Source organism: Streptomyces sp. NBC_00310 (genome assembly GCF_036208085.1).
Classification (GTDB): Bacteria; Actinomycetota; Actinomycetes; order Streptomycetales; family Streptomycetaceae; genus Streptomyces.
In genome coordinates this window covers 9,733,106-9,755,252 of record NZ_CP130714.1, presented here as the reverse complement: position 1 = coordinate 9,755,252, position 22,147 = coordinate 9,733,106, and the positions used below count along the sequence as shown (strand labels likewise).

20 protein-coding genes and 1 pseudogene are annotated in these 22,147 nt (G+C 72.8%); 15 read left to right on the top strand and 6 right to left on the bottom strand.

The genetic code is table 11. The features are described 5' to 3' along the window. Positions 1-151: 151 nt before the first annotated feature. Positions 152-817: a peptide deformylase gene (locus OG202_RS42550; protein WP_326574362.1), complete on the top strand. Its 666-nt coding sequence runs from the start codon at positions 152-154 to the stop codon at positions 815-817. Positions 818-881: 64 nt separating this feature from the next. On the opposite strand, the gene OG202_RS42545 is transcribed toward OG202_RS42550, so the two are convergent. Continuing rightward, positions 882-2,342, bottom strand: a complete 1,461-nt coding sequence (locus OG202_RS42545; protein ID WP_326574363.1) for a dihydrolipoyl dehydrogenase family protein — start codon at positions 2,340-2,342, stop codon at positions 882-884. Between the two features lie 127 nt (positions 2,343-2,469). On the opposite strand from OG202_RS42545, the gene trxA reads away from it, so the two are divergent. Further along, positions 2,470-2,856, top strand: a complete 387-nt coding sequence (gene trxA / locus OG202_RS42540; RefSeq protein ID WP_326574364.1) for a thioredoxin — start codon at positions 2,470-2,472, stop codon at positions 2,854-2,856. A gap of 10 nt (positions 2,857-2,866) precedes the next feature. Here the strand turns inward: trxA and OG202_RS42535 are convergent. Next, positions 2,867-3,917, bottom strand: a pseudogene (locus OG202_RS42535) (FAD-dependent monooxygenase). An 82-nt stretch (positions 3,918-3,999) separates the two neighbouring features. Then, positions 4,000-5,034 (bottom strand): LacI family DNA-binding transcriptional regulator, encoded by a 1,035-nt coding sequence (locus OG202_RS42530; protein ID WP_326574365.1) that lies wholly within the window; start codon positions 5,032-5,034, stop codon positions 4,000-4,002. Positions 5,035-5,758: 724 nt separating this feature from the next. Here OG202_RS42530 and OG202_RS42525 point away from each other — a divergent pair. From OG202_RS42525 to OG202_RS42500, 6 genes are all read left to right on the top strand, one after another. Further along, positions 5,759-6,733: an alpha/beta hydrolase gene (locus OG202_RS42525; RefSeq protein WP_328224486.1), complete on the top strand. Its 975-nt coding sequence runs from the start codon at positions 5,759-5,761 to the stop codon at positions 6,731-6,733. Between the two features lie 282 nt (positions 6,734-7,015). After that, the gene (locus OG202_RS42520; protein WP_328224485.1) at positions 7,016-8,326 is read left to right on the top strand and encodes a helix-turn-helix domain-containing protein; all 1,311 of its coding nucleotides are present in this window, start codon (positions 7,016-7,018) and stop codon (positions 8,324-8,326) included. A 264-nt stretch (positions 8,327-8,590) separates the two neighbouring features. Beyond that, positions 8,591-10,015, top strand: a complete 1,425-nt coding sequence (locus OG202_RS42515; protein ID WP_326574368.1) for an amidase — start codon at positions 8,591-8,593, stop codon at positions 10,013-10,015. 82 nt (positions 10,016-10,097) lie between these two features. Then, a complete protein-coding gene (locus OG202_RS42510) occupies positions 10,098-10,322 on the top strand; it encodes a hypothetical protein (RefSeq protein ID WP_326574369.1) in 225 nt (74 codons plus the stop codon). Positions 10,323-10,481: 159 nt separating this feature from the next. Further along, positions 10,482-11,900: a flotillin family protein gene (locus OG202_RS42505; RefSeq protein ID WP_327726657.1), complete on the top strand. Its 1,419-nt coding sequence runs from the start codon at positions 10,482-10,484 to the stop codon at positions 11,898-11,900. Between the two features lie 98 nt (positions 11,901-11,998). After that, on the top strand, positions 11,999-12,445 hold the full coding sequence (locus OG202_RS42500; RefSeq protein ID WP_326574371.1) for a type II toxin-antitoxin system PemK/MazF family toxin: 447 nt from the start codon (positions 11,999-12,001) through the stop codon (positions 12,443-12,445). A gap of 188 nt (positions 12,446-12,633) precedes the next feature. On the opposite strand, the gene OG202_RS42495 is transcribed toward OG202_RS42500, so the two are convergent. After that, positions 12,634-13,458 (bottom strand): TIGR02452 family protein, encoded by an 825-nt coding sequence (locus OG202_RS42495; RefSeq protein ID WP_326574372.1) that lies wholly within the window; start codon positions 13,456-13,458, stop codon positions 12,634-12,636. 309 nt (positions 13,459-13,767) lie between these two features. On the opposite strand from OG202_RS42495, the gene egtA reads away from it, so the two are divergent. From egtA to OG202_RS42470, 5 genes are all read left to right on the top strand, one after another. Further along, on the top strand, positions 13,768-15,042 hold the full coding sequence (gene egtA / locus OG202_RS42490) for an ergothioneine biosynthesis glutamate--cysteine ligase EgtA (protein ID WP_326574373.1): 1,275 nt from the start codon (positions 13,768-13,770) through the stop codon (positions 15,040-15,042). Further along, the gene (gene egtB, locus OG202_RS42485; protein ID WP_327726658.1) at positions 15,039-16,385 is read left to right on the top strand and encodes an ergothioneine biosynthesis protein EgtB; all 1,347 of its coding nucleotides are present in this window, start codon (positions 15,039-15,041) and stop codon (positions 16,383-16,385) included. Before egtA ends, egtB begins: the two co-directional genes overlap by 4 nt. Further along, complete coding sequence (gene egtC / locus OG202_RS42480; protein ID WP_326574375.1) at positions 16,385-17,194, top strand: ergothioneine biosynthesis protein EgtC; 810 nt, start codon at positions 16,385-16,387, stop codon at positions 17,192-17,194. The genes egtB and egtC overlap by 1 nt, the downstream gene beginning before the upstream one ends. Beyond that, entirely contained in the window at positions 17,191-18,153 is a 963-nt protein-coding gene (gene egtD, locus OG202_RS42475) for an L-histidine N(alpha)-methyltransferase (protein ID WP_327726659.1), read from the top strand. Before egtC ends, egtD begins: the two co-directional genes overlap by 4 nt. A 337-nt stretch (positions 18,154-18,490) precedes the next feature. Next, positions 18,491-18,709: a dodecin gene (locus OG202_RS42470; protein ID WP_327726660.1), complete on the top strand. Its 219-nt coding sequence runs from the start codon at positions 18,491-18,493 to the stop codon at positions 18,707-18,709. 21 nt (positions 18,710-18,730) lie between these two features. Here the strand turns inward: OG202_RS42470 and OG202_RS42465 are convergent, their stop codons facing one another. Beyond that, positions 18,731-19,219: a phosphatase domain-containing protein gene (locus OG202_RS42465; RefSeq protein ID WP_327726661.1), complete on the bottom strand. Its 489-nt coding sequence runs from the start codon at positions 19,217-19,219 to the stop codon at positions 18,731-18,733. Positions 19,220-19,354: 135 nt separating this feature from the next. On the opposite strand from OG202_RS42465, the gene OG202_RS42460 reads away from it, so the two are divergent. Beyond that, entirely contained in the window at positions 19,355-20,452 is a 1,098-nt protein-coding gene (locus OG202_RS42460) for an NAD(P)/FAD-dependent oxidoreductase (RefSeq protein WP_326574379.1), read from the top strand. Positions 20,453-20,535: 83 nt separating this feature from the next. Here the strand turns inward: OG202_RS42460 and OG202_RS42455 are convergent, their stop codons facing one another. Then, positions 20,536-21,054, bottom strand: a complete 519-nt coding sequence (locus OG202_RS42455) for a MarR family winged helix-turn-helix transcriptional regulator (RefSeq protein ID WP_326574380.1) — start codon at positions 21,052-21,054, stop codon at positions 20,536-20,538. A gap of 82 nt (positions 21,055-21,136) precedes the next feature. Between OG202_RS42455 and OG202_RS42450 the strand changes: the two genes are divergently transcribed. Continuing rightward, complete coding sequence (locus tag OG202_RS42450; RefSeq protein ID WP_327726662.1) at positions 21,137-22,084, top strand: alpha/beta hydrolase; 948 nt, start codon at positions 21,137-21,139, stop codon at positions 22,082-22,084. Positions 22,085-22,147: the final 63 nt, after the last annotated feature.

The window sequence follows — 22,147 nt, the reverse complement described above, 5'->3', positions numbered from 1 at the left end:
CGGTTCAGTAGTCGGGGCGTGCGGCCTCCGAGTTCCCGGCGCTTTGTGTGATGCGGGTCACGTACCAACTCCGGTACTTCTCGTCCCTTCGCGGGCTGGTCTCCGCGAGAGCCGCCTCGCGTCGCGCGATCGGGGTTGGCATCCTGGCCCGATGCCTTTCGAACGTGATCGCACCGAGTCCCGCCCCCTGAGCGACCAGGTCGAGGAGCTCCTCGCCCACGAGGGGCCGCTGCCGATCGTCGCCGCGGGTGATCCGGTCCTGCGCCGCACCGCCGAGCCCTTCGACGGCCAGCTGGCCCCGGGCCTCCTGGCCCGCTTCGTCGCCGCCCTGCGCGCCACCATGCACGCGGCCCCGGGCGTCGGCCTCGCCGCACCCCAGGTCGGGGTGCCCCTGCGCATCGCGGTGATCGAGGACCCGGCGCCGGTCCCCGAGGAGGTGCGGCTGGCCCGGGGCCGGGTCCCGCAGCCGTTCCGCGTCCTGGTCAATCCGGCGTACGAGGCCGTGGGCCCGTCCCGGGACGCGTTCTTCGAGGGCTGTCTGAGCGTGCCGGGCTGGCAGGCCGTGGTGGCCCGGCACGCCAAGGTGCGCCTACGCGCGCTCGACGAGCACGGGCGGGCGGTGGACGAGGAGTTCTCGGGGTGGCCCGCCCGGATCGTCCAGCACGAGACGGACCACCTCGACGGCATGCTCTACCTCGACCACGCCGAGTTGCGCTCCCTCTCCTCGAACCAGGCGATGGCCGACCGCTGGAACGATCCGACCCCGGCCGACGCCGCCCGCGCCCTCGGCTTCCTTCTCCCCGAACAGAACAGCTAGCGCCCCGACTTGCGCCCCGAGTGGCGCCACGACAGGCGACGTCCGCCCCGTCGCGCCGGCCGGTTCAGCCCCGGTACGCCTCCAGCAGCCGCAGCCACACCTCGCTGATCGTCGGGTACGAGGGCACCGCGTGCCACAACCGGTTGATCGGGACCTCTCCGGCGACGGCGACGGTGGCGGAGTGGATGAGTTCACCGACGCCGGGGCCGACGAACGTGACGCCGCGCAGGATCTCGCGGTCCAGGTCGACGACCATACGGGCGCGGCCCCGGTAGCCGTCGGCGTACAGGCCCGCCCCCGCGACGGAGGAGAACTCGACGTCGACCGCGCGGACCCGGTGGCCGGCCTGTTCGGCCTCGGCGAGGGAGAGGCCGACGGCGGCGGCCTCGGGGTCGGTGAAGACGACCTGGGGGACGGCTGCGTGGTCGGCGGTGGCCGCGTGGGCGCCCCAGGGGTCGCTCTCCAGGAGCGGGACCCCGGCCGCGCGGGCGGCGATGGCGGCCCCGGCGATCCGGGCCTGGTACTTGCCCTGGTGGGTGAGCAGCGCCCGGTGGTTGACGTCCCCGACCGCGTACAGCCAGTCGCTGCCCGTCACCCGGAGGCTGTCGTCGACGGGCAGCCATGAGCCGGGTTCCAGGCCGACGGTGTCGAGGCCGAGGTCGTCGGTGCGCGGGGCGCGTCCGGTGGCGAAGAGGATCTCGTCGGCCTCCAGGCGGTCGCCGGTGTCGGTGAGGGCCACCACGGTTCCGTTCTCGCGGGACACCGCCGTCACCGACGTACCGGTGCGGACGTCCGCGCCCGCCTCGGCCAGCGCCTCGGCGACCAGTTCACCGGCGAAGGGCTCCATCCGGGGCAGCAGCCCCTTGCCGCGGACGAGGAGGGTGACCTCGGAGCCCAGGGACCGCCAGGCGGTGGCCATCTCGACGGCGACGACACCGCCGCCGACGACGATCAGCCGGCCGGGGGCCGTCCGCGCGCTGGTGGCCTCGCGGCTCGTCCAGGGCCTGACCTGCGCGAGTCCCGGCAGGTCGGGCAGGAGGGCGCGGCTGCCGGTGGAGACCACCACGGCGTGCCGGGCGGTGAGGACGTGGCGGCCGCCGTCGGGGGCGTCCACGACCACGCGGCGGGGCCCGGCCAGGCGCCCCTGGCCGCGATACAGCTTCGCCCCGACGCTCTCCAGCCAGCCGACCTGGCCGTCGTCCTTCCAGTGGGCGGTCTCGTAGTCTCGGTGGGCGAGCACGGCGGCGGTGTCCAGTGGGCCGTCGACCAGGTGACGCAGGCCGGGTACACGGCGGGCGTCCGCGCGGGCGATCGCGGGGCGCAGCAGGGCCTTGCTGGGCATGCACGCCCAGTACGAGCACTCGCCGCCGACCAGCTCGCTCTCCACGATCGCGGTGGACAGGCCGGCCGCGCGGGTGCGGTCGGCGACGTTCTCCCCCACTGGTCCGGCACCGAGCACCACGACGTCGTACTCGGTCGGCGTCGCTTCGCCTGCGGCGCCTTCGGTGTTCTCCGTATCCGTCATGGGGTCAGTCTGGTTGTTGGTGTGCGCGGTGGCCAAACGGGTACGCGCGCGGAATACGCCACCGCGGGGCGGCGTTGTCGAGTGCGGCTCGCCCCGAGCACCGATACCAGGAAGAGGGATGCACGCCATGAGCAGCACCGTGGAGCTCACCAAGGAGAACTTCGACCAGACGGTCACCGACAACGAGTTCGTCCTGATCGACTTCTGGGCGTCCTGGTGCGGGCCGTGCAGGCAGTTCGCCCCGGTCTACGAGAAGGCCGCCGACGACAACCCGGACCTGGTGTTCGGCAAGGTGGACACCGAGGCGCAGCCGGAGCTGGCCGCGGCCTTCGGTATCCAGTCGATCCCGACGCTGATGATCGTCCGTGACCAGGTGGCCGTGTTCGCGCAGCCGGGCGCGCTGCCCGAGGCCGCGCTGACCGACGTCATCGGGCAGGCTCGCAAGCTGGACATGGACGAGGTCCGCAAGGCCGTCGCCGAGCAGCAGGCGCAGGTCGAGCAGAACGGTCAGTGAGCCGGCCGGTTCACCAGGTCAGGAGCAGTCCCGTGTAGTTGGCGGCCAGTTCGGCGGCCGCCTGCCGGGACGCCGTGATCCGGCGCAGCCTGGCGAGCTGGAGGCGGCGGTCGAAGGCGCCGCCGTCCGGCCGGGTGTGCAGCATCCTGGTCATGTCGTACGAGAAGCGGGTCGCCTGCCAGACCCGGTCGAGGCACAACTGCGACTAGCGGTAGAGGAGTTGCGCCTTTCCGCCTTCGTACAGCTCGGTGAAGGCGCGTGCCACGACGCGGACGTCGGGCCATTCGGCGGGGTCGGTGCCGTTCGGGACCTGAAGGTGGAGCCGGGACACCGGCGAGCGCACCGGGAGCGAAGCGCCTTCCCCGGAAGGGTGGGGGCGGGAGACGGGTGGGCGCATGCTGTGCAGGGCGAAGCCGTGCTCGCCGCGTGCGTAGATCAACTCCTCGCAGGACGGAGTGACTTCGGCCAGGACACCGAGCCAGGAGTACGGGTACTCGTGCTCGTACACCCGGCGGGTCGAGGCCGGGAAGACATGGCGGGCGATGCCGTGGAAGCCGTCGCAGCCGACCACCCATTCGCAGGACAGCTTCTCCTGGTAGCCGTCGTGGACGAAGTGCACCACCGGCCGCTCGCCGAGCGCGCCCTCGACGCCGATCGCCTCCGCCTGGAACAACAGCGGTGGCCCGTCGGCGAGTTGGAGGGCGACGAGGTCCTTCACGAGACCTCCGTCCGGGCGTAGATCGTGACCGTACGGCCGCCGGTGAGGACCGGGAAGTCGAGGTGGTGCCGCTCGCGGTCGAAGCGCAGCTCGATGCCGTGGTGCACCAAGCCCTCGATCTCCAGGCGTTCGGCGGCGCCGCACGCGCGCAGCGCGTCGACCGTGCCCTGCTCCAGCGTTAGCCGCTCCCCCAGCCTCCGGCCGGCGGTACCCCCAGGTGCTGTTCCACGTACGCGCGGGTCCGGCTCTCCAGGACCACGCAGTCGATGTCCGCCCGGTGCAGCAGCCGGGCGAGGAGGAGCCCGGCGGGGCCGCCGCCGATGATGCCGACCGTCGTGCGCATGACGCGCCTCCCGAGGCGAGGGGTCCGGTCCTGCCCTGTCCGCTCAGCGCGATGATCGCCGTTCGCCTCGGACGGTCGCCGTTCAGCTCGATTCGCGGTGGACGATCCTCGCACCCAGTACGTCGTGGGTCGTGGGGACCGACGCGGGGTCGCGCACCACGCGGTCGACCAGTTCCGCGAGGTGACGTCCGGACGGCAGCTCCAAGTGGACGGTGCTGAGGCGCGGCCGCAGCAGCCGGCCGAGCATCAGGTCGTCGGCCCCGACCACGGCCGTCTCCCCGGGGATGCCGATGCCCTCGTCCTGCAGAGCCCGCATCACCAGCATCGCGTATTCGTCGTTGTACGCGAACACCGCGTCCAGACCCAGGGAGCGCCAGTCGCGGGCGAGCCGGGCCGCGGCCGCCTCGTCGTACGCGAGCGGCAGCTCGGTGATCGTCGCCTCCGTGCCCTGCACCGCGCGCCGTACGCCGGCGAGCCGGGGCTGGGAGAAGACCCCGAGGCCGGGCTCCTCGGGCACGACGACACCGATCCGGCGGCGGCCTCGCTCGATCAGGTGCCGGCCGGCGCTGTGGCCGACGCCCGCGTGGTCCAGGATCAGCGCGTGGGCGCCCTCGACGGGTTCGGGGGTGAGGGTGACGACGGCCTTGGCGCCGGAGCGCTTGAGGACGGCCACACCCTGCGGGCCCAGGCCGACGCCGGGCACGATCACCGCGACCGGGCGCAGTTCGGCCCAGGCGCGGGCGGCGTCGTCGCCGCGCAGGCCGATGCCGCCGTGCTGCACGACGGTGTAGTCGAGACGGCTGAGGGCCCATTGGATCTCGTTGATGAACTGGCTGTAGAGCGGGCCGATGGGCACGTTCGGGGTGGGCATCAGGACCAGGCGGCTGTGTCCGGCGCGCAGGCTGCGGGCCGCCGCGTGCGGCACGTAGCCGAGTTCCTTGGCGGCCTCGTGGACCCGGCGACGGGTGGGCTCGCTGATACGGACGGCGCTGGTGTTGTTGAGGACGTAGCTGACCGTCGCGCGTGAGACACCCGCGAGTCGTGCCACATCGGCGCTCGTGGGCACGGATCGCTGCAGGGGCGAGGGCGGGGCGGGCTCTTTCGGTATCTGCACCATGAGGACGGCATCCTTGCAGAAGCGGTGAAGGTCGTTCCGGCCGGGGGAGTACCGGCCACGCGGGAGCTCGGGTTCGGGCCACCGATCTTTGTGGCTGGGCAGTTTGGCGAATGTGTTCGAAATCTGTGCAACCCGACAGCTATTTCGCGCCATCTCCACAAGCGTGGCGAAGATGGCCCCGAACAGACGATCGGTCAGTCTTCCACCTCCGCTCGGTGTATGGGCGACCGACCTCCGCCCGGAGACCGCCACGGTCGCGCGACGCGGCCGAGGGACCGGGGTTCCGCTGGTGGCCGTACCCGACCCACTGGTCTGCGGGGGCGGCCGGTACGGGTGTCACGCCTGGCCGACACGTGCGACCGGCTCCCGGACGGCGAGCGCGGGGGCCGGCCTCCCCTGTCCGGCGACCGGCCACTTCCGGGCGCCATGGGGTGGTGATGCTCGAAAGCTATGGCGTGAACTGTGTGTTCGATGTGGGTACGGGCAGCGGTCGGCACACCCACGGACCGCACCGCTGCGTGCTTCCGCCGGACGCGCCGCTACGGGCTTCCGCCGGCCGCCTCTCCCCGGGTTTCCCGCGGGCCACCCGCCGGATGGCGGGCATCCACCGCCGTACGACGGCGTCCGCCCGCCCTGCCGTCGCGCGCATCATCGCGGTACGAACCGTTGGCACGCATCGCGGTACGGACGAACCGTGGACGCGGTACCCGCACGAGGAGAAGCCATGACCATGATCCCTCCCCCGTTCGATCCGGAGCTCGCCGCGGCTCTGGAGGCGATCAAGGACATGGTTCCGCGCGCGCTGACCATGGACGAGATCCCCGCGATGCGCCAGGGACCGGGCATCCAGATGCTGGCGCAGCTCGACCTCACCATGGGCGGGTTCTACGAGGTCGAGGACCGGATCGTGCCGGGGCCCGAGGGTGCGCCGGAGATCTCGTTGCTGATCTGCCGCCCGGCCGCCCCGGCGACGCCGGGCCCGCTGCCGGTGATCTACCACGTCCACGGCGGCGGCATGGTCGTCGGCAACAACCGGGTCGGGGTGGACGAGCCGCTGGCCTGGGCGCGGGAGCTGGGCGCGATCGTGGTGTCCGTGGAGTACCGGCTGGCTCCCGAGCATCCGCACCCGGCGCCCGTCGAGGACGTCTACGCGGGTCTGCTGTGGACCGCCGCGCACGCGAAGGAGTTCGGCGGCGATGCCGAGCGGATCGTCATCGCGGGGGCGAGTGCGGGTGGTGGGCTGACCGCCGCGCTGGCGTTGCTCGCGCGGGACCGGAAGGGGCCTCGGCCGATCGGGCAGGTGCTGCTGTGCCCCATGCTCGACGACCGCAACGACACCCCGTCCGCCCACCAGATGGCGGGGCGGGGGGTGTGGGACCGGACGGCCAACGAGACGGGGTGGACGGCGCTGCTGGGTGAGCGGCGGGGTGGGCCGGACGTGTCCGAGTACGCGGCGCCCGCGCGGGCGGAGGATCTGACGGGGTTGCCTCCGGCGTTTCTCGATGTGGGGTCCGCGGAGACGTTCCGGGACGAGGTCGTCGCGTATGCGTCTCGGTTGTGGCAGGCGGGTGGGGTCGCCGAGCTCCATGTCTGGCCTGGCGGATTTCACGGGTTCGACGGGCTCGCGCCCCAGGCGGCGGTGTCTCGTGACTGTCGGGAGGCGCATGTGCGGTGGTTGCGGCGGTTGCTCGGGGAGTGAGGTGGGGGGTGCGTCGGGGGTGGTGAGGTGAGGGCGGTGCGTCGGGGGTGGTGAGTTGGGGGCGGTGCCTTGGGGGCGGTGCGTTGGGGCCCTCGATGGATTTCGCCCCCGCCGCCCCTACCCGTCCCAGCCTCAAGGGGCTGCGCCCCTTCCACCCCCGTCTGCGGGTCGGTGGGGGCTGGGCGCGCAGTTCCCCGCGCCCCTGAAAAGCAGGGGCTGCGCCCCGTGCTCTTCAGGGGCGCGGACATAGTGCGGCGTGGCCCATGCCGCACTATGGGTCGTATGAAAGAGCTGGCGGGGCGACTGACGGCGGTGGATCCGGATGCCGGTGCGGCCGTGCGGGTCATCGCCTACTTCGACACGCTGGCCGAGGGGCGGTCCGGGCTGGAGGCGCTGGTGCGCGGGGCGGCCGTGCTGGCCGGGTGTCCCGCGCGCCTGGTCGACACCGAGCGGCGCGTGCACGTGCGGGTGGAGCCCGACGGGCGGCGCCAGGACAGCGACCTGCCGCCGGACCCGACCTGGCCGTCCGCCCCGCTCGTCCCGGGCGGCGAACCCGCGCTGTGGCTGGAACGGGCCGGGAACGCCGAGCCGAGCGTGGTGGACGCGGTCATCCTGGAGCGGGCCGCCGGCGTCCTCCGGCTGGTGCTGGACCGGACCCGGGGCCGGGCGCCCCTCTCCCCCGCCGACGACCCGGCGCTCGTGGAGACCGTCCTCGACGCCACCGCCACCGAGCAGGCGCGCCTCCACGCCGCCCGCCGCCTCGGCCTGGACCCCGACGACCCCACGACCCTGGCCCGCGCCCTCGCGCCACTCCGCGGCCGGCCCCGCATCCTGCGCGTACGCCGGGAGGGGAGAGCGACCGACGACGAGGCGCGACGCGCCCGCGGAGCCGGCAGGCTCGCCGACGGCGAGGCGCGTGACCGGCACGGTGCCGGGCCTGGTCGTCAGGACGACGCGCCCGGTCTTCGGGACGACGGGCCCGGTGATGACGGCCCGCGCGATCGGGAGGACGGCAGGCCCGGTGGCAGGAGCGCGCGTGGTCGTGGGGAAGGCGGGCTCGGCGATGGGGAGGCACATGGTCGTCGAGCCGTCGTCGGGCCCGGCGACGGTGGACCGCGGGATCGGGCGGCCGGCGGCAGGCTCGGCGAGACCGGGCTTCCCGGTGGGCGGGTCGGTGTCGGGCCCGCGGTGCCCGTGCTGGGGCTGCCGGGTTCCTGGGACGGCGCGCGGATCGCGTTGCGGTTCACCGCCGAGGGCACGGCGCAGGACCCCGGTGAGCGGGTGGTCCACGCCGACGACCTCGGTGGGATCGCCCTCCTCGCCGAACTGATCGGGCCCGGGGCCGAACCGCCGCCGGACGTACGGGACTTGGAGCGGGCTGCGGCCGACTCGCCCTGGATGCTCGCCACGCTCCACGCGGTCGCCTCGACGGCCAGCCTGCGGGCGGCGGCCGTCGGCGTCAACGTCCACCACTCCACCCTCCAGGACCGCCTGACCCATGCGGAGGCCCTCCTCGGCTGGCCGGTCCGCACCCCCCAGGGCCGGCTCCGGCTCCATCTGGCCCTCACCATGCGGCACTTGGCACGCGGCTGAGCGACCGCGTCCGGCGGGCGGGGACGGCTACGGGTGCGGGTGCGGGTGCGGGTGCGGGTGCGGGTGCGGGTGCGGGTGCGGCTCACCGGAGCCGAGCCCAGCCGTCCCCCTCGCCCCTCGCCCCTCGCCCCTCGCCCCTCGCCCCTCGCCCCTCGCCCCTCGCCAAGAATCGCCGCCCCCGTCAGCCAACTTGTCCTCCCCGTATCTTCGCGACCGTGCGGACGTTACCGTTCGGTAGAAAGTCTGCTTCCGGAGGTGTTCCGTATGGGTGTCGACCGTGCGCCGGGTCTCGTGGAGTGTGCTCGTGCGCTGGCCGCCGGGGAGGTGACGTCACGGGCGCTCGTGGAGGGGACGCTCGCCCGGATCGAGGCGAGTCAGGGGACGGTGAACGCGTTTCGGCGGGTGCGGGCCGAGGCGGCGCTCGTGGAGGCCGACGCGGCGGACAAGGAGCTGGCGGCGGGCGGGCGGCGGCCGCTGCTCGGCGTGCCCGTGGCCGTGAAGGACGACATGGACGTGGCGGGCGAACCGACCGCGTTCGGCTGCCAGGGTGAGTTCCCCTCGCTGCCGGAGGACGGCGAGGCCGTACGGCGGCTGCGCGCGGCCGGGGCGATCGTCGTCGGCAAGACCAACACCTGCGAACTGGGGCAGTGGCCGTTCACGGAGGGGCCGGCCTTCGGGGCAACCAGGAATCCCTGGCACCCGGACCACACGCCCGGCGGCTCCTCCGGAGGTTCCGCGGCGGCCGTGGCCGCGGGGCTCGTGCCGGCCGCGCTGGGCTCGGACGGCGCCGGTTCGGTCCGCATCCCGGCGGCCTGGACGCATCTCATCGGCATCAAGCCCCAGCGCGGCCGCGTCTCGACCTGGCCGCACGCGGAGTCCTTCCAGGGCATCACCGTCAACGGCACCCTCGCCCGCACGGTCGCCGACGCCGCCCTCCTGCTCGACGCGGCCGCCGGCAACCACGAGGGCGACCTGCACCGGCCCCCCGCCGTCAACGCCTCCGAGGCCGTCGGGAGGGATCCGGGGCGGCTCAGGATCGCCCTGTCCCTGAGGCCGCCCTTCACCGCGCTGCCCGCACGCCTCGACCCCCGCGTGGAGAAGCGGGTGCGGGCCGTCGCGGAGCGGCTCGCCGCGCTCGGACACGTGGTGGAGGAGGCGGAGCCCCGCTACGGGCAGATCGGGCTGACGTTCATCCCGCGCGCCACCGCCGGTATCGCCGAACGGGTCGGCGCCATCACCGAGCAGAGCCTCCTCGACCGGCGCACCCTCGACGCCGCCCGCCTCGGCCGGCTCCTCGGCGGGGCACCGCTGCGACTGGCCCGCCGCGCGGAGGTCACGCTGCACCGGCGGATCGGCGCGCTCTTCCGGTCGTACGACGTGCTGCTGGCGCCGACGACCGCCGCTCCCCCGCCGCGTGTCGGCTCCATGCTGAACCTCGGCGGCCTCGGCACCGACCGCGCGATGATCGCGGCCTGCCCGTACGCCTGGCCGTGGAACGTGCTGGGCTGGCCCGGCGTGAACGTACCGGCGGGGTTCGTGGACGACGGACTGCCGGTGGGCGCGCAGTTGCTCGGCCCGGCGAACAGCGAGCCTCTCCTGCTGTCGCTGGCCGCGCAGTTGGAGGCGGACCAGCGCTGGCACGAGCTGTGGCCGCCGCAGCGGACCACCGCGGATTCCCCCGCCGTGTGAGCGCGTTCGGCCCGCGCGACGTCGGCGGGTTCGGCGCCGGTCGCGCGGGCGGGTCCGGTGCCCGGGATACGACCCGTACGCTGTGACCATGGACGAAGCGTCGATGGTCGGGCTGATGGGACGGGTGACCGGTGCGGTCGGTCCCGGGCTCGTCGGCGAGGTGATCGTCCGGGTGCGGGGCGGCGCCGAGCACTTTCTGGCGTACCCCGCCTCCGCGAAGGACCGCATCGCGCCGGGGACGCTCGTGATGGTGATGGAGTATCTGCCGCCGCGCACGGTGTACGTGTCGGCGGCGTACGACGGTTGACGGTCCGACAGGTCGGCGGCTCCCGGTCTGTCGGCCTTCTGGCACCGGTTCGCATCAGGACTGCAACAACGGTCCCCGGATGTCTGGTCCATCGCTGAACCACGCGGGACACTCCCGACGTTCGGTGCCGAAAGGGCACCTGGCAGAGGGGGTGTGCCGATGTTCATCGGCATGATCGCGGGGGCGGCCCTGGGCGCCGTCCTGGTAATGGTCGGTCTGTTCAAACTCATGTGGCGTGTCGCCGAACCCAACGAGGCGCTCATCATCTCCGGCTCCAAGACCAAGATGGAGGGCCTGGAGGAGGGCATGAACTTCCGCATCGTCACGGGGCGCGGCACGCTCGTGCTGCCCGGTGTGCAGGCGGTGCGCAAGCTCTCGCTCGACCTGAACCAGACCGAGCTCTCCGTGGACTGCGTGACCCATCAGGGCATTCCGCTGAAGATCCGTGGTGTCGTCATCTTCAAGGTGGGCGACGACTTCGTGTCCATCGCGAACGCGGCCCGTCGTTTCCTCGATCAGCAGAAGCGGGTCTCGGAGCGGGTGCACAACGTGTTCGCCGGTCATCTCCGGTCCATCGTGGGCGGGTTGACGGTCGAGGACATGATCCGCGACCGCGACAAGCTGACTGGTCAGACACGGGCGGCGTGCGGGACGGAGATGGAGAAGCTGGGTCTGATCGTCGACTCGCTGCAGATCCACGAGATCGAGGACCCGACCGGCTACATCAAGAACCTGGCCATGCCGCACGCGGCGGCCGTCCAGCGGGACGCCCGTATCGCGCAGGCCGAGGCCAACCGGCTCGCCACCGAGGCCGAGCAGATGGCCGCGGCACGGATGGCGGAGGCCACCCGGGACAGCGAGATCCTGCAGGCCGGCTACCAGGCCGAGCGGGACAAGGCCGCCGCGGAGTCCAAGCAGGCCGGCCCGCTCGCCGAGGCGGCCGCCCTGCAGGAGGTCGTCGTCCAGGAGACCCGGGTGGCGGAGCTGGCGGCGGCCCGGCGCGAGCAGCAGCTCCAGGCGGACGTCCGCAAGCCGGCGGACGCCAAGGCCTACGAGAAACGCACTCTCGCCGAGGCCGAGCGCGACGCCCGTATCTCCGCCGCGCAGGCCAAGGCCAAGGAGACCGAACTCGCGGCCGCCGCCGAGGCGACCGCGACCCAGATCTCCGGTGAGGCCGAGGCCGCCGCCCGGCAGGCCAAGGGGCTCGCCGCCGCCGAGGCCACACGGGCGAAGGGGCTCGCCGAGGCCGAGGGCATCAAGGCGCGGGCCGCCGCGCTGGCCGAGAACCAGGAGGCGGTGATCGCGCAGCAACTGGCCGAGCAGTGGCCGGAGATCGTGCAGGCGGGTGCGTCCGCCTTCGGGAACGTCGACAACATGGTGCTGCTCAACGGGGCCGACGGGATGGCGGACATGTTCGCCAAGGCGCTCACGATGGGTGGGACGGGGCTGGGGCTGGCCCGGCAGTTGCTGTCCTCGATGAACCAGAACGCGGTGCCCGCCGGCGGCCCGGCCGGGGTCAATGGGGTGCCTGTGGAGAAGGTGGCCGTGGAGAAGGTGCAGGTCGACAGGGAGTCATAGCCGCCGCGGCCTCGACTGTGAGTCGTCGGCCGCGGGTTGACGGTGGCTTGTCGCGCGGTGCCCCGCGCCCCTGAAGGGGCGCGGGTTAGCGTGTGGCTGTGACTTCCTTCGCTGATCAAGAAGTGCCCGGGCGCTACGGGCCCACCGCCACCGCCGAAGCCGATCCCCGTGATGTCGGGCGGGTGCGGACCGAGTACTCGCCCGCGCATGACGGGGATCCGGATCCCGGGGAGATCGTGTGGACGTGGGTGCCGTTCGAGGAGAACGACGGGCGGGGGAAGGACCGGCCGGTGCTCGTGGTGGCCCGGGAGGCCGCAGGGACGTTGCTCGCCGTGCAGTTGTCCAGCAAGCGGCATGACGGGGACCGCGAGTGGGTGCCGATCGGGAGTGGGCCGTGGGATCGGTCGGGGCGGGATTCCTGGGTGGCTGTGGATCGGGTGCTGCGGCTGCATGAGGCCGGGATGCGGCGGGAGGCCTGTGCGTTGGACCGGATGCGGTTCAACGCCGTCGTGCACCGGCTGCGGGAACGGTATGGGTGGCGTTAGGCCGTAGGCCGTCTGCAGGCTGCCTGTGCGTCTGCGGGCGCTGGTCCGTCTGCGGGCACTGGTCCTTCTGCCGGCGCTGGTCCGTCTGCCGGCGCTGGTCCGTCTGCGGGCGCTGGTCCGTCTGCCGGCCGCCTGTGGCTGGTCGCGCCCACGCGGCGGAGCCTCAGGTCGACACAGCTCCGCGCCCCTCAGGACCCGGTGCTCAGCTCCTGTTCGAAGGCGCTCCGGACCACCGCGCCCTTCGTACGGTCCAGCACCCCGAACACCACGTGCTCGAAGTGGGCCGCGAAGCGGCCGCCCTCGGTGAGGAGCGCTCGGAACGCCGCCGCCACCTGCTTCGGGTCGTTGCCGAACACACCGCAGCCCCAGGCTCCCAGCACGAGTCGCCGATAGCCGTGGGCCGCCGCCGTCTCCAGTACGCGTTCCGCGCGTACGGCCAGGGCGCGTGGTAGCTCGGCCGCGCGCTCCGGCGTCGTCCGCAGGACGACGGACGCGTTGGGAGCCGCGGAGGTCAGGAACCCGGCGGTGTACGGGGTGTCGAGGAGGGTGCCTCGGTCGTCCCGGAAGACGGGGACGGCGGGCGAGTGGATGACGCGGTCCGTGTAGAACGGGTCGCGGTGGGTGCGGTGGTGGTCGTAGAACGCGCGGGCCTCGCGGACGCAGGTGTAGAGCGCGGAGGCACGGCAGAGGGCTTCCTCCTGGGCCTGGGCGCCGTTGAGGTAGCCGCCGCCGGGGTTGCGGGCGGAGGAGAAGTTGAGGACGGCCACGGGGCCGTCGGTGGCCGTGAGGCGGTGGGCGGCCTCCAGGCTGCTCTCGCCGGTGACCTCGATGACCGATGTCACCGGGCCGATCCGTGGTGTCTCCACCGGGTCCGGGCCGTACAGGCGGGTGCCGGACCGTGCGGTCTCGATCCCGGCGGCCAGGGAGACGTCGTGGCCGGCGGGGGCCCGATAGCCGCCCGCCGCGACGATCTTCTCGGTCTCGTGGGCGATTCCTCGTAGGCGTGCGCTCAAGGCGTCGCCCCCATGTGCGGCGCGGGCGCTGCCCGCCCGTACTCCCCCGTCGTGCTCATGGGCGCATCCTGGGCGATGCTGGTGAGTGACCGCAACGGAGTTTTCTCGTGGGAATGGCCCGGTACGGGAGCGGGAAGAGGTGCCTGGAGTTCACAAAAACAGAGATCGTCGATCCGCATTGCCATGATGTGCCCCCTTGTGCGAAAGCGGCACGAGGGTTTTGGGTGGTACGAGCATTGCCGGGCCGCCCCTCATCGGGAACGGATCGGCGGCTTGGCCAACGAGATGGCATCTCAGGAGGATCCCGACATGTCAGATTCGCTGAGTGACTGTACGGAGCGACACTCCGCGGTCACCGAGGCGGAGGTGGAGGCCCTGGTACGGGGCATCTGCTTCAAGACCGGTCCACCCCGCACCCTCGGTGTCGAGCTGGAATGGCACGTCCACGAGCTGCGTGATCCGCGGCTCCCGGCAACACCCGCACGACTGGAAGCGGCCTACGCCGCACTGCGGACCCTGACCCTGAACTCGCCGCTGACCGTCGAGCCCGGCGGCCAGCTGGAGCTCAGCTCGGCACCGGCCGCCTCCCTGATGGAGTGCGTCGGGTCCGTCTCGGCCGACCTCGCCGCCGTACGCGCCACGCTGCGCGAGGCGGATCTCGGCATCAGCGGCTTCGGTCACGAACCCTGGAACCCCCCGACCCGTTATCTCCACGAGCCCCGGTACGACGCGATGGAGATCTATCTCGACCGCTTCGGACCCGAGGGCCGGGCCATGATGTGCTCGTCCGCCTCGGTGCAGGTGTGTCTCGACGCCGGGCACGAGGAGCCGGGCACTCTCGGCCATCGGCGGCGCTGGTGGCTCGCGCACCAGCTCGGCGCGGTGCTGGTGGCGGCGTTCGCGCACTCGCCGCTGGCGCGGGGCCGGATCACCGGCTGGCGTTCGACCCGGCAGGCGCTGTGGGCGGCGATGGACCCGGCCCGCACGAACGCCCCGGCGCTGGACGGCGACCCGCGCGGGGCGTGGGCCCGGCTGGTGCTGGACGCGCCGGTGATGTGCGTACGGGCGGACGAGGGCCCCTGGGGTGTGCCCGGAGCGATGACGTTCCGGGAGTGGACGAGGTCCGACACCCCGCCGAGCCGCGCCGATCTCGACTATCACCTGACGACGCTGTTCCCGCCGGTGCGCCCGCGCGGCCACCTGGAGCTCCGCATGATCGACGCGCAGCCGGGCGAGGACGGGTGGATCGTGCCGCTCGCCGTGACGACGGCGCTGTTCGACGACCCGGAGGCCGCCGAGACCGCCTATCGGACCGTCAAACCCCTCGCGGAGCGGGCGGGTTCGCAGCCGCCGCCGCGCAATCCGCTGTGGGACGCGGCCACGCGGGACGGCCTCACCGATCCCGAACTGCGGGAGGCGGCGGCCGTCTGCTTCGCCGCGGCGGTCGAGGCGCTGCCCAGACTCGGGGCGAGCTCCGAGGTGCTGGACGCGGTCGCCGCGTACACCGACCGCTATGTGGCCCGGGGCCGCTGCCCCGCCGACGATCTGCTCGACCTGTTCCACGGGAAGGACAGCCCCGCATGACCGCACCCGAGACGCCGGCCACGACGGCCGACGCCGACCCTCACATACTCCGGGAGCGCGCGCTGGCGGCGCTGACGACGGCCCGGGCCCGCACCGCGCTCCTGACGACCGCGGTGGACGAGCCCGATCTCACCGCGCAGCACTCGCCGTTGATGTCCCCGCTGGTGTGGGACCTGGCCCACATCGGCAACCAGGAGGAGCTGTGGCTGCTGCGTAACGTCGCCGGGCGGGAGGCGATGCGGCCCGAGATCGACGGGCTGTACGACGCCTTCGAGCATCCGCGTGCCGAGCGGCCCTCGCTGCCGCTGCTGGCACCCGAGGAGGCCCGGCAGTATCTGCACGAGGTGCGCGGTCGGGCCCTGGACGTGCTGGAGAGCGCCGACTTCCACGGCACCCGGCTCACCGACGCGGGCTTCGCCTTCGGCATGATCGCCCAGCACGAACAGCAGCACGACGAGACGATGCTGATCACCCATCAGCTCCGCAGGGGACCGGCCGTGCTGTCGGCGCCGGACCCGGATCCCGTCCCGCTGTTCACGGGGCCCACCGAAGTCCTCGTGCCCGGCGGGGAGTTCACGATGGGCACCTCCACCGAGCCGTGGGCGCTGGACAACGAGCGGCCCGCGCACCGGCGGATCGTCCCGGCGTTCCACATCGACACCACGCCGGTGACGAACGGCGCGTACCAGGCGTTCATCGACGACGGCGGCTACGACGACGAGCGCTGGTGGACGGCCGACGGCTGGGAGCACATCCGCGCGCACGGCATCCACGCGCCGCTGTTCTGGCGGCGCGACGGCCGGCAGTGGCTGCGGCGGCGCTTCGGCGTCACCGAGGTCGTCCCGGCCGACGAGCCGGTGCTGCACGTGTGCTGGTACGAGGCCGACGCGTACGCCCGCTGGGCGGGGCGTCGGCTGCCCACGGAGGCCGAGTGGGAGAAGGCCGCCCGGCACGACCCGGTCACCGGCCGTTCGACCCGCTACCCGTGGGGCGACGACGACCCGGCGCCCGAGCACGCCAACCTCGGGCAGCGGCATCTGCGCCCGGCACCGGCCGGCAGCTACCCGGCGGGCGAATCACCGCTCGGCGTACGGCAGTTGATCGGTGATGTGTGGGAGTGGACGTCGAGCGACTTCCTGCCCTACCCGGGGTTCACCGCCTTCCCGTACAAGGAGTACTCGGAGGTGTTCTTCGGCCCCGAGTACAAGGTGCTGCGCGGTGGCGCGTTCGCCGTGGATTCGGTGGCGTGCCGGGGCACGTTCCGCAACTGGGACTATCCGATCCGGCGGCAGATCTTCAGCGGATTCCGCACGGCGCGGGACGCTTCACCGGAGGTCGTCTGATGTGTCGTCACATCGCTTATCTCGGACCGGATTCGGCGCTGGGCCGGGTCCTGGTGGACCCTCCGCACAGTCTGTTCCGTCAGTCGTGGGCGCCCCGCCGGCAGCGGTACGGGACGGTCAACGCCGATGGTTTCGGGGTCGGTTGGTACGCCGAGGGCGACCCGGTGCCGGGGCGGTACCGCCGGGCCGGGCCGATCTGGGGCGACCAGTCCTTCGCGGACCTCGCCCGCGTCGTCCGCACCGGGGCGCTGCTGGCCGCCGTACGGGACGCGACGGTGGCGGGCGCGGACGACGAGGCCGCGGCGGCGCCGTTCACGGCCGGGCCCTGGCTGTTCAGCCACAACGGGGCGGTCGCCGGGTGGCCCCGGTCCCTGGCGCCGCTCGCCGCCGACCTGCCCGCCGTCGAGGTGCTGTCGATGGAGGCCCGCAACGACTCCGCGCTGGTGTGGGCCCTGGTGCTGAACCGGCTGCGCGCGGGCGACGAGGAGGGCCAGGCGCTGGCCGACACGGTCCTGGAGGTCGCCCGGGCGGCCCCCGGTTCGCGGCTCAACCTGCTGCTCACCAACGGCGAGACCATCGCGGCGACGGCCTGGGGCGACACGCTGTGGTATCGCGCCGAGCCCGGCCGCAGCACGGTCGTGGCGTCCGAGCCGTACGACGACGATCCGCACTGGGTGGAGGTCCCGGACCGCACGTTGCTCGCGGCGAGCCGTACGGACGTGCTGCTCACCCCGCTCAAGGAGCTGGAGGAATCCAGCCGCCCGCACGACGACACCTCGCCCGTACGTCCGAAGGAGCCCCCTGCGTGAGTCCGTTCCTCCTCACCCGCACCCTGCCCGAGGACGCCACCGACGCCGCCCTGCGCGCCGATGTCCTGGACGGCCTGACCCGGACCCCGAAGACGCTGCCGCCGAAGTGGTTCTACGACGCGCGCGGCAGTGAACTGTTCGAGCGGATCACCGGGTTGCCCGAGTACTACCCGACCCGGGCCGAGCGCGAGATCCTCGTCGACCGGGCGGCCGAGATCGCCGCGGCGAGCGGTGCGCGCACCCTGGTCGAGCTGGGTTCCGGCTCCTCCGACAAGACCCGGCACCTGCTGGACGCGATGCCGGACCTGCACACGTACGTGCCGGTCGACGTCAGCGAGAGCGCGCTGCGGCAGGCCGGCGAGGCGCTGATCGCCGAGCGGCCGGGGCTGAACGTGCATGCCCTGATCGCCGACTTCACCGCCGGGCTCGCACTGCCCGAGACACCCGGGCCGCGCCTGGTGGCGTTCCTGGGCGGCACCATCGGCAATCTGGTGCCCGTGGAGCGCGCCGCGTTCCTGGCCGCCGTCCGCGCGCTGCTGGCGCCCGGTGACGCGCTGCTGCTGGGCACGGACCTGGTCAAGGACGAGGCGGTGCTGGTCGCCGCGTACGACGACGCGGCCGGGGTGACGGCCGAGTTCAACAAGAACGTGCTGAACGTGGTCGACCGGGAGCTGGGGGCGGACTTCGATCCCGGTGCCTTCGACCATGTCGCCCTCTGGAACGCCGAGTGCGAGTGGATCGAGATGCGGCTGCGGTCCCGTACGGCCCAGACGGTGAAGATCCCGGCGCTCGACCTCGCGGTCGATTTCGGGGCCGGGGAGGAGTTGCGGACGGAGGTTTCCGCGAAGTTCAGGAAGGAGGGCGTGCGGTCCGAACTTGCCTCCATCGGGCTGGAGTTGACGCATTGGTGGACGGATGAGGAGGGCCGCTTCGCGCTGTCGCTGAGCGGAGTGGCGTAGCGGGTTCCTCGCCCCCGCCGCCCCTACCCGTCCCATCCCCCAGGGGCTGCGCCCCTTCGACCCCCAGGCGCGGGTCCGGTGGGGGCTGGTCGCGCAGTTCCCCGCGCCCCTGAAAAGCAGGGGCTGCGCCCCATGCTTTTCGGCCCGCAGGGGCCGTGTCTTTCAGGGGCGCGGGGAACTGCGCGACCAGCCCCCACCCACCCGCACCCGACAACGCACCCCTCGGGGGCGGCGGGGCGATCGGATCCGACGTCTCGCGGACCCGCGCACTCTGAGGCACCGTGGAGTGATGTGTGGCGCACCGGCCACGGCGGAGTACGCGACAAGGAGAACCCGCATGACCGACCACGTTTACCGGGTCACCGAGATCGTCGGCAGTTCGGGCGAGAGCGTCGACCACGCCATCCGCAACGGCGTCGCCCGCGCCGCCCAGACCCTGCGCAACCTGGACTGGTTCGAGGTGACGCAGGTCCGGGGGCACATCGAGGACGGACAGATCGCGCACTACCAGGTCGGTCTCAAGGTCGGCTTCCGGCTGGACAACGACAGCGACTGACCGGGCGGTCACGGCAGGCGCTCAGGTCCGCCCCTCCCGCTCCTGCGCCACCTTCAGCGCGGCGGAGCCGGCGGCCCACCGCGCCCGTACGACCGTGAAGCCCGCGCGTTCCGCGTCCTCGCAGACGAGTTCGTCGTCGTCCACGAGGACGCGGATCTCGCGCGTACGGGCGAGCCGGCGGAGGATCTCGAGTTTGGTGCGCCGGGCGGGCCTGCGGTCGTTGTCGCGGCGCATCCAGATCCTCCCCTCGGGCAGCCCGTGCCCGGCGAGCCAGTCGACGGTGTCGCGGCGGCAGCGCTCGGGGCGCCCGGTCAGATACACGACCTCGCACTCCCGCGCGCTCTCCCGTGCCAGCGCGACACCTTCGTCCAGCGGCGGATCCTGCGGGGCGGCGGCGAAGAACGCGTCCCAGTCACGCGGCTTCCGCTCCAGGAACCGCTGCCGGTGCGCGGTGTCGGCGAGGGTGTTGTCCAGGTCGAATACGGCGAGGGGCCGGTCGTTGTCGGTCACGGCCCCAGCCTAGGCAGCAGATGACTCGTGTCGTCCGTCGTCGCTTCACACAACAAACACGAACTCCGTCCATAGCTTTAAGTTTCAAGCGTTACGCTCGTCGTCTCTCCCCCCACACAGCACAGGAGAATCGGCGTGCCTGACGGCGAAATCATCGTGATCGGCGGCGGATACGGGGGCATCCGCCTCGCCAAGCAGCTGGACGAGGTCGCACGGGTCACCCTCGTGGACCGCAAAGAGGTCTTCTTCCACCGCATTGCCGCGCTGCGCGCGGGCGTGCACAGGGCATGGACGACAACACCCTTCATCCCGTACAACCGGCTGCTGCGCAACGGCCGTGTCGTGGTGGGCAAGGCGATCGACATCGACACCGGCGAGCGGCAGGTGAGGCTCGCCACGGGTGAGCGGCTGCCGTACGACGTGGTGGTGATCGCGACCGGCGCGGACTACCCGGAGCCGGCCCGTTTCCTGGGCACCACCACCGAGGAGGCGGCCAAGACGTTCGCCGCGCACCAGGAGAGCGTGGCCGCCGCCGAGCACGTCCTGATCGTCGGCGGCGGGCCGGGCGGCGTGGAGCTCGCCGCCGAGATCCGGCTGGCCCGGCCGGACGCACGGGTCACCCTCGCGCACGCCGGTACGGAGCTGCTCGGCTCCACCGGCAGCAAGTGGGCCGGGCGGCGCGCCCTGACCTGGCTGGAGTCGCACGACGTGGAGGTGCGGCTCGACTCGTTCATCTCACCCGGACCCGACTTCGGCACCTACCGGGACGGCCGGGGCAACCTCATCGAGGCCGACCTCTCGTTCTGGGCCAACGGCACCACGCCGAACACCCTCTGGCTGCGGCTGGCCGGGCACGGGGACTGGCTGAACGACGCCGGGCAGGTCAAGGTCGACCAGATGCTGCGGGTCGACGGCCGGCTCGACGTGTTCGCGGTCGGTGACGTGAACGACGTCTCCGAGCTGAAGATCTCCCCCGTCGCGTTCGCCCAGGCGGACATCGTCGCCCACAACATCCGCGCCTATCTGGGGAGTTCGGGCAGACACCGCAAGGAACCACGTCCGTACCGGCCGCTGAGGCGGACCCCGCTGATCGTGCCCCTCGGTCCGGCCGACGGACTCACCCTCCTGCCCGTGCCCGGGGGCGAGACCGCCGTGCTGGGGGCTCGCACGTCCACCCTCGCGAAGGCGAAGACGCTGATGACGCCGTACATACGCAAGCAGCTCGGCTACTGACGACGCTCGTGTGCCGGGTGCGGGCGGGTCGTGGCCGCACGCGGTCCCACCCACCCGCAGCCGAGCACCCCACCTCGAACGGGTCAGTCGGCCCGGACCGAAGCCGCCGGCTCCTGCTCCACGAGCTCGTTGGCGTGGGCGAGGAAGTCGTCGACCATCCGGTGGAAGAGTCCGGCGAGCTGCTGGAGCTCCTCCGGCGACCAGTCGGCCAGCGCCATCTGCATACCGCGGACGCCGGCTTCGCGGATCCGGCCTATGGCCTGCTTGCCGACCGCCGTCAGCTCGATGCGCTGGGCGCGACGGTCGTCCGGGTCGGGTACGCGGGTGACGTAGCCGGTCTTCTGGAGCTGCTGGACCTGCCGGGTGACGTGGGAGGCCTCGACGCCCAGCCGGTTGGCCAGCTCTCCCGGGCGCAGCGGCTCGGAGTCGGCGATCTGCCGCAGCAGGGCCACGGCGGCACGGTCCAGCGGTACGCCGGCCAGGCTCATCAGACGCTCGTGCGCCCGGGCCCGGGTGCTGAGGTAGGTGATGCGAGTGAGGGCTCGCTCGATCTCGATCACTTCCGGGGAGGCGGGGTCGGAGGGTAGCGGTGATGGGGACATGGGATCTACTTTACCATCTTGTTGCCTGACTCAAGTAAGTTCATCGCCCCGGGGCAGCCCCCCGCGACCGAACGGAGCCCCCATGTCCCTTCTCGCCCGCCCGGCGGTGGCCGCCTTCGCGGCCAAGGCGATGCAACGGCTCGCGGCGCTGGCGAACCGCCGAGCCGACGGTCCGGGGTCCACCGCAGCGTGGCAAGCCCGCCTCCCCGAATACGCCTGCGCCACCCGCGAGTTGACCGTCCCCACCGCGTACGGCCCGGCCCGCGCCGTGCTGTACCTGCCCGCTGACGCCGAGGGCACCCCTCCCCCGCCGGTCCATGTCAACTTCCACGGCGGCGGCTACGTCATGCCGCAGATCGAGCTGGACGACGCGCTGTGCCGGTGCATAGCCGTGGAGGCGGGTGTGGCCGTGCTCAACGTGGACTACGTGGTCGCCCCGCAGCACCCCTTCCCCGCGCCGCCCCGGCAGGCGTTCGAGGTCGTCCGGTGGGCCGCCGAGCACGGGGGCGAGCACGGCTGGGACGGCGCCCGGCTCTCGGTGGGCGGGCAGAGCGCGGGCGGCGGTCTCGCGGCGGCGGTGGCCCGCCAGGCCCTGGAGGAGGGCGGACCGTCGATCGCCCTCCAGGTCCTGCACTACCCGCCGCTCGACCTCGCCACCGCCGCCCGCGACAAGCGGGCCGCCATCGCCAAGCCGCTGCTGCGCCCGTGGATGGCGGACGTCTTCGACAGCGCGTACGTCCCGGACCCGAAGCAGCGCGCCGACCGCCTCGTCTCGCCCGCGCACCCCTCGGACACCGCCGACCTCAAGGGCATCGCCCCGGCCTTCGTCGTCACCGCCGAGTACGACCTCCTCAAGGCCGAGGGCGTGGCCTACGCCGACCGGCTGCGCACGGCCGGATCCCTGGTCGGTCACCACGACGTCAGCGGCGCCGACCACGGCTACGACACCAAGGACGAGACCAGGGCCCGCGCGGTGTATCCGCTGATCGCGGAGCGGGTGCGGCGGGCGTTCGGCGCGGGGGCGTCGTAGGACGCCGTCACCGCGGCGAAGGGTCGACTCGTGGGGTGGTCACGAGCGGCCCTTCGCCGCGGT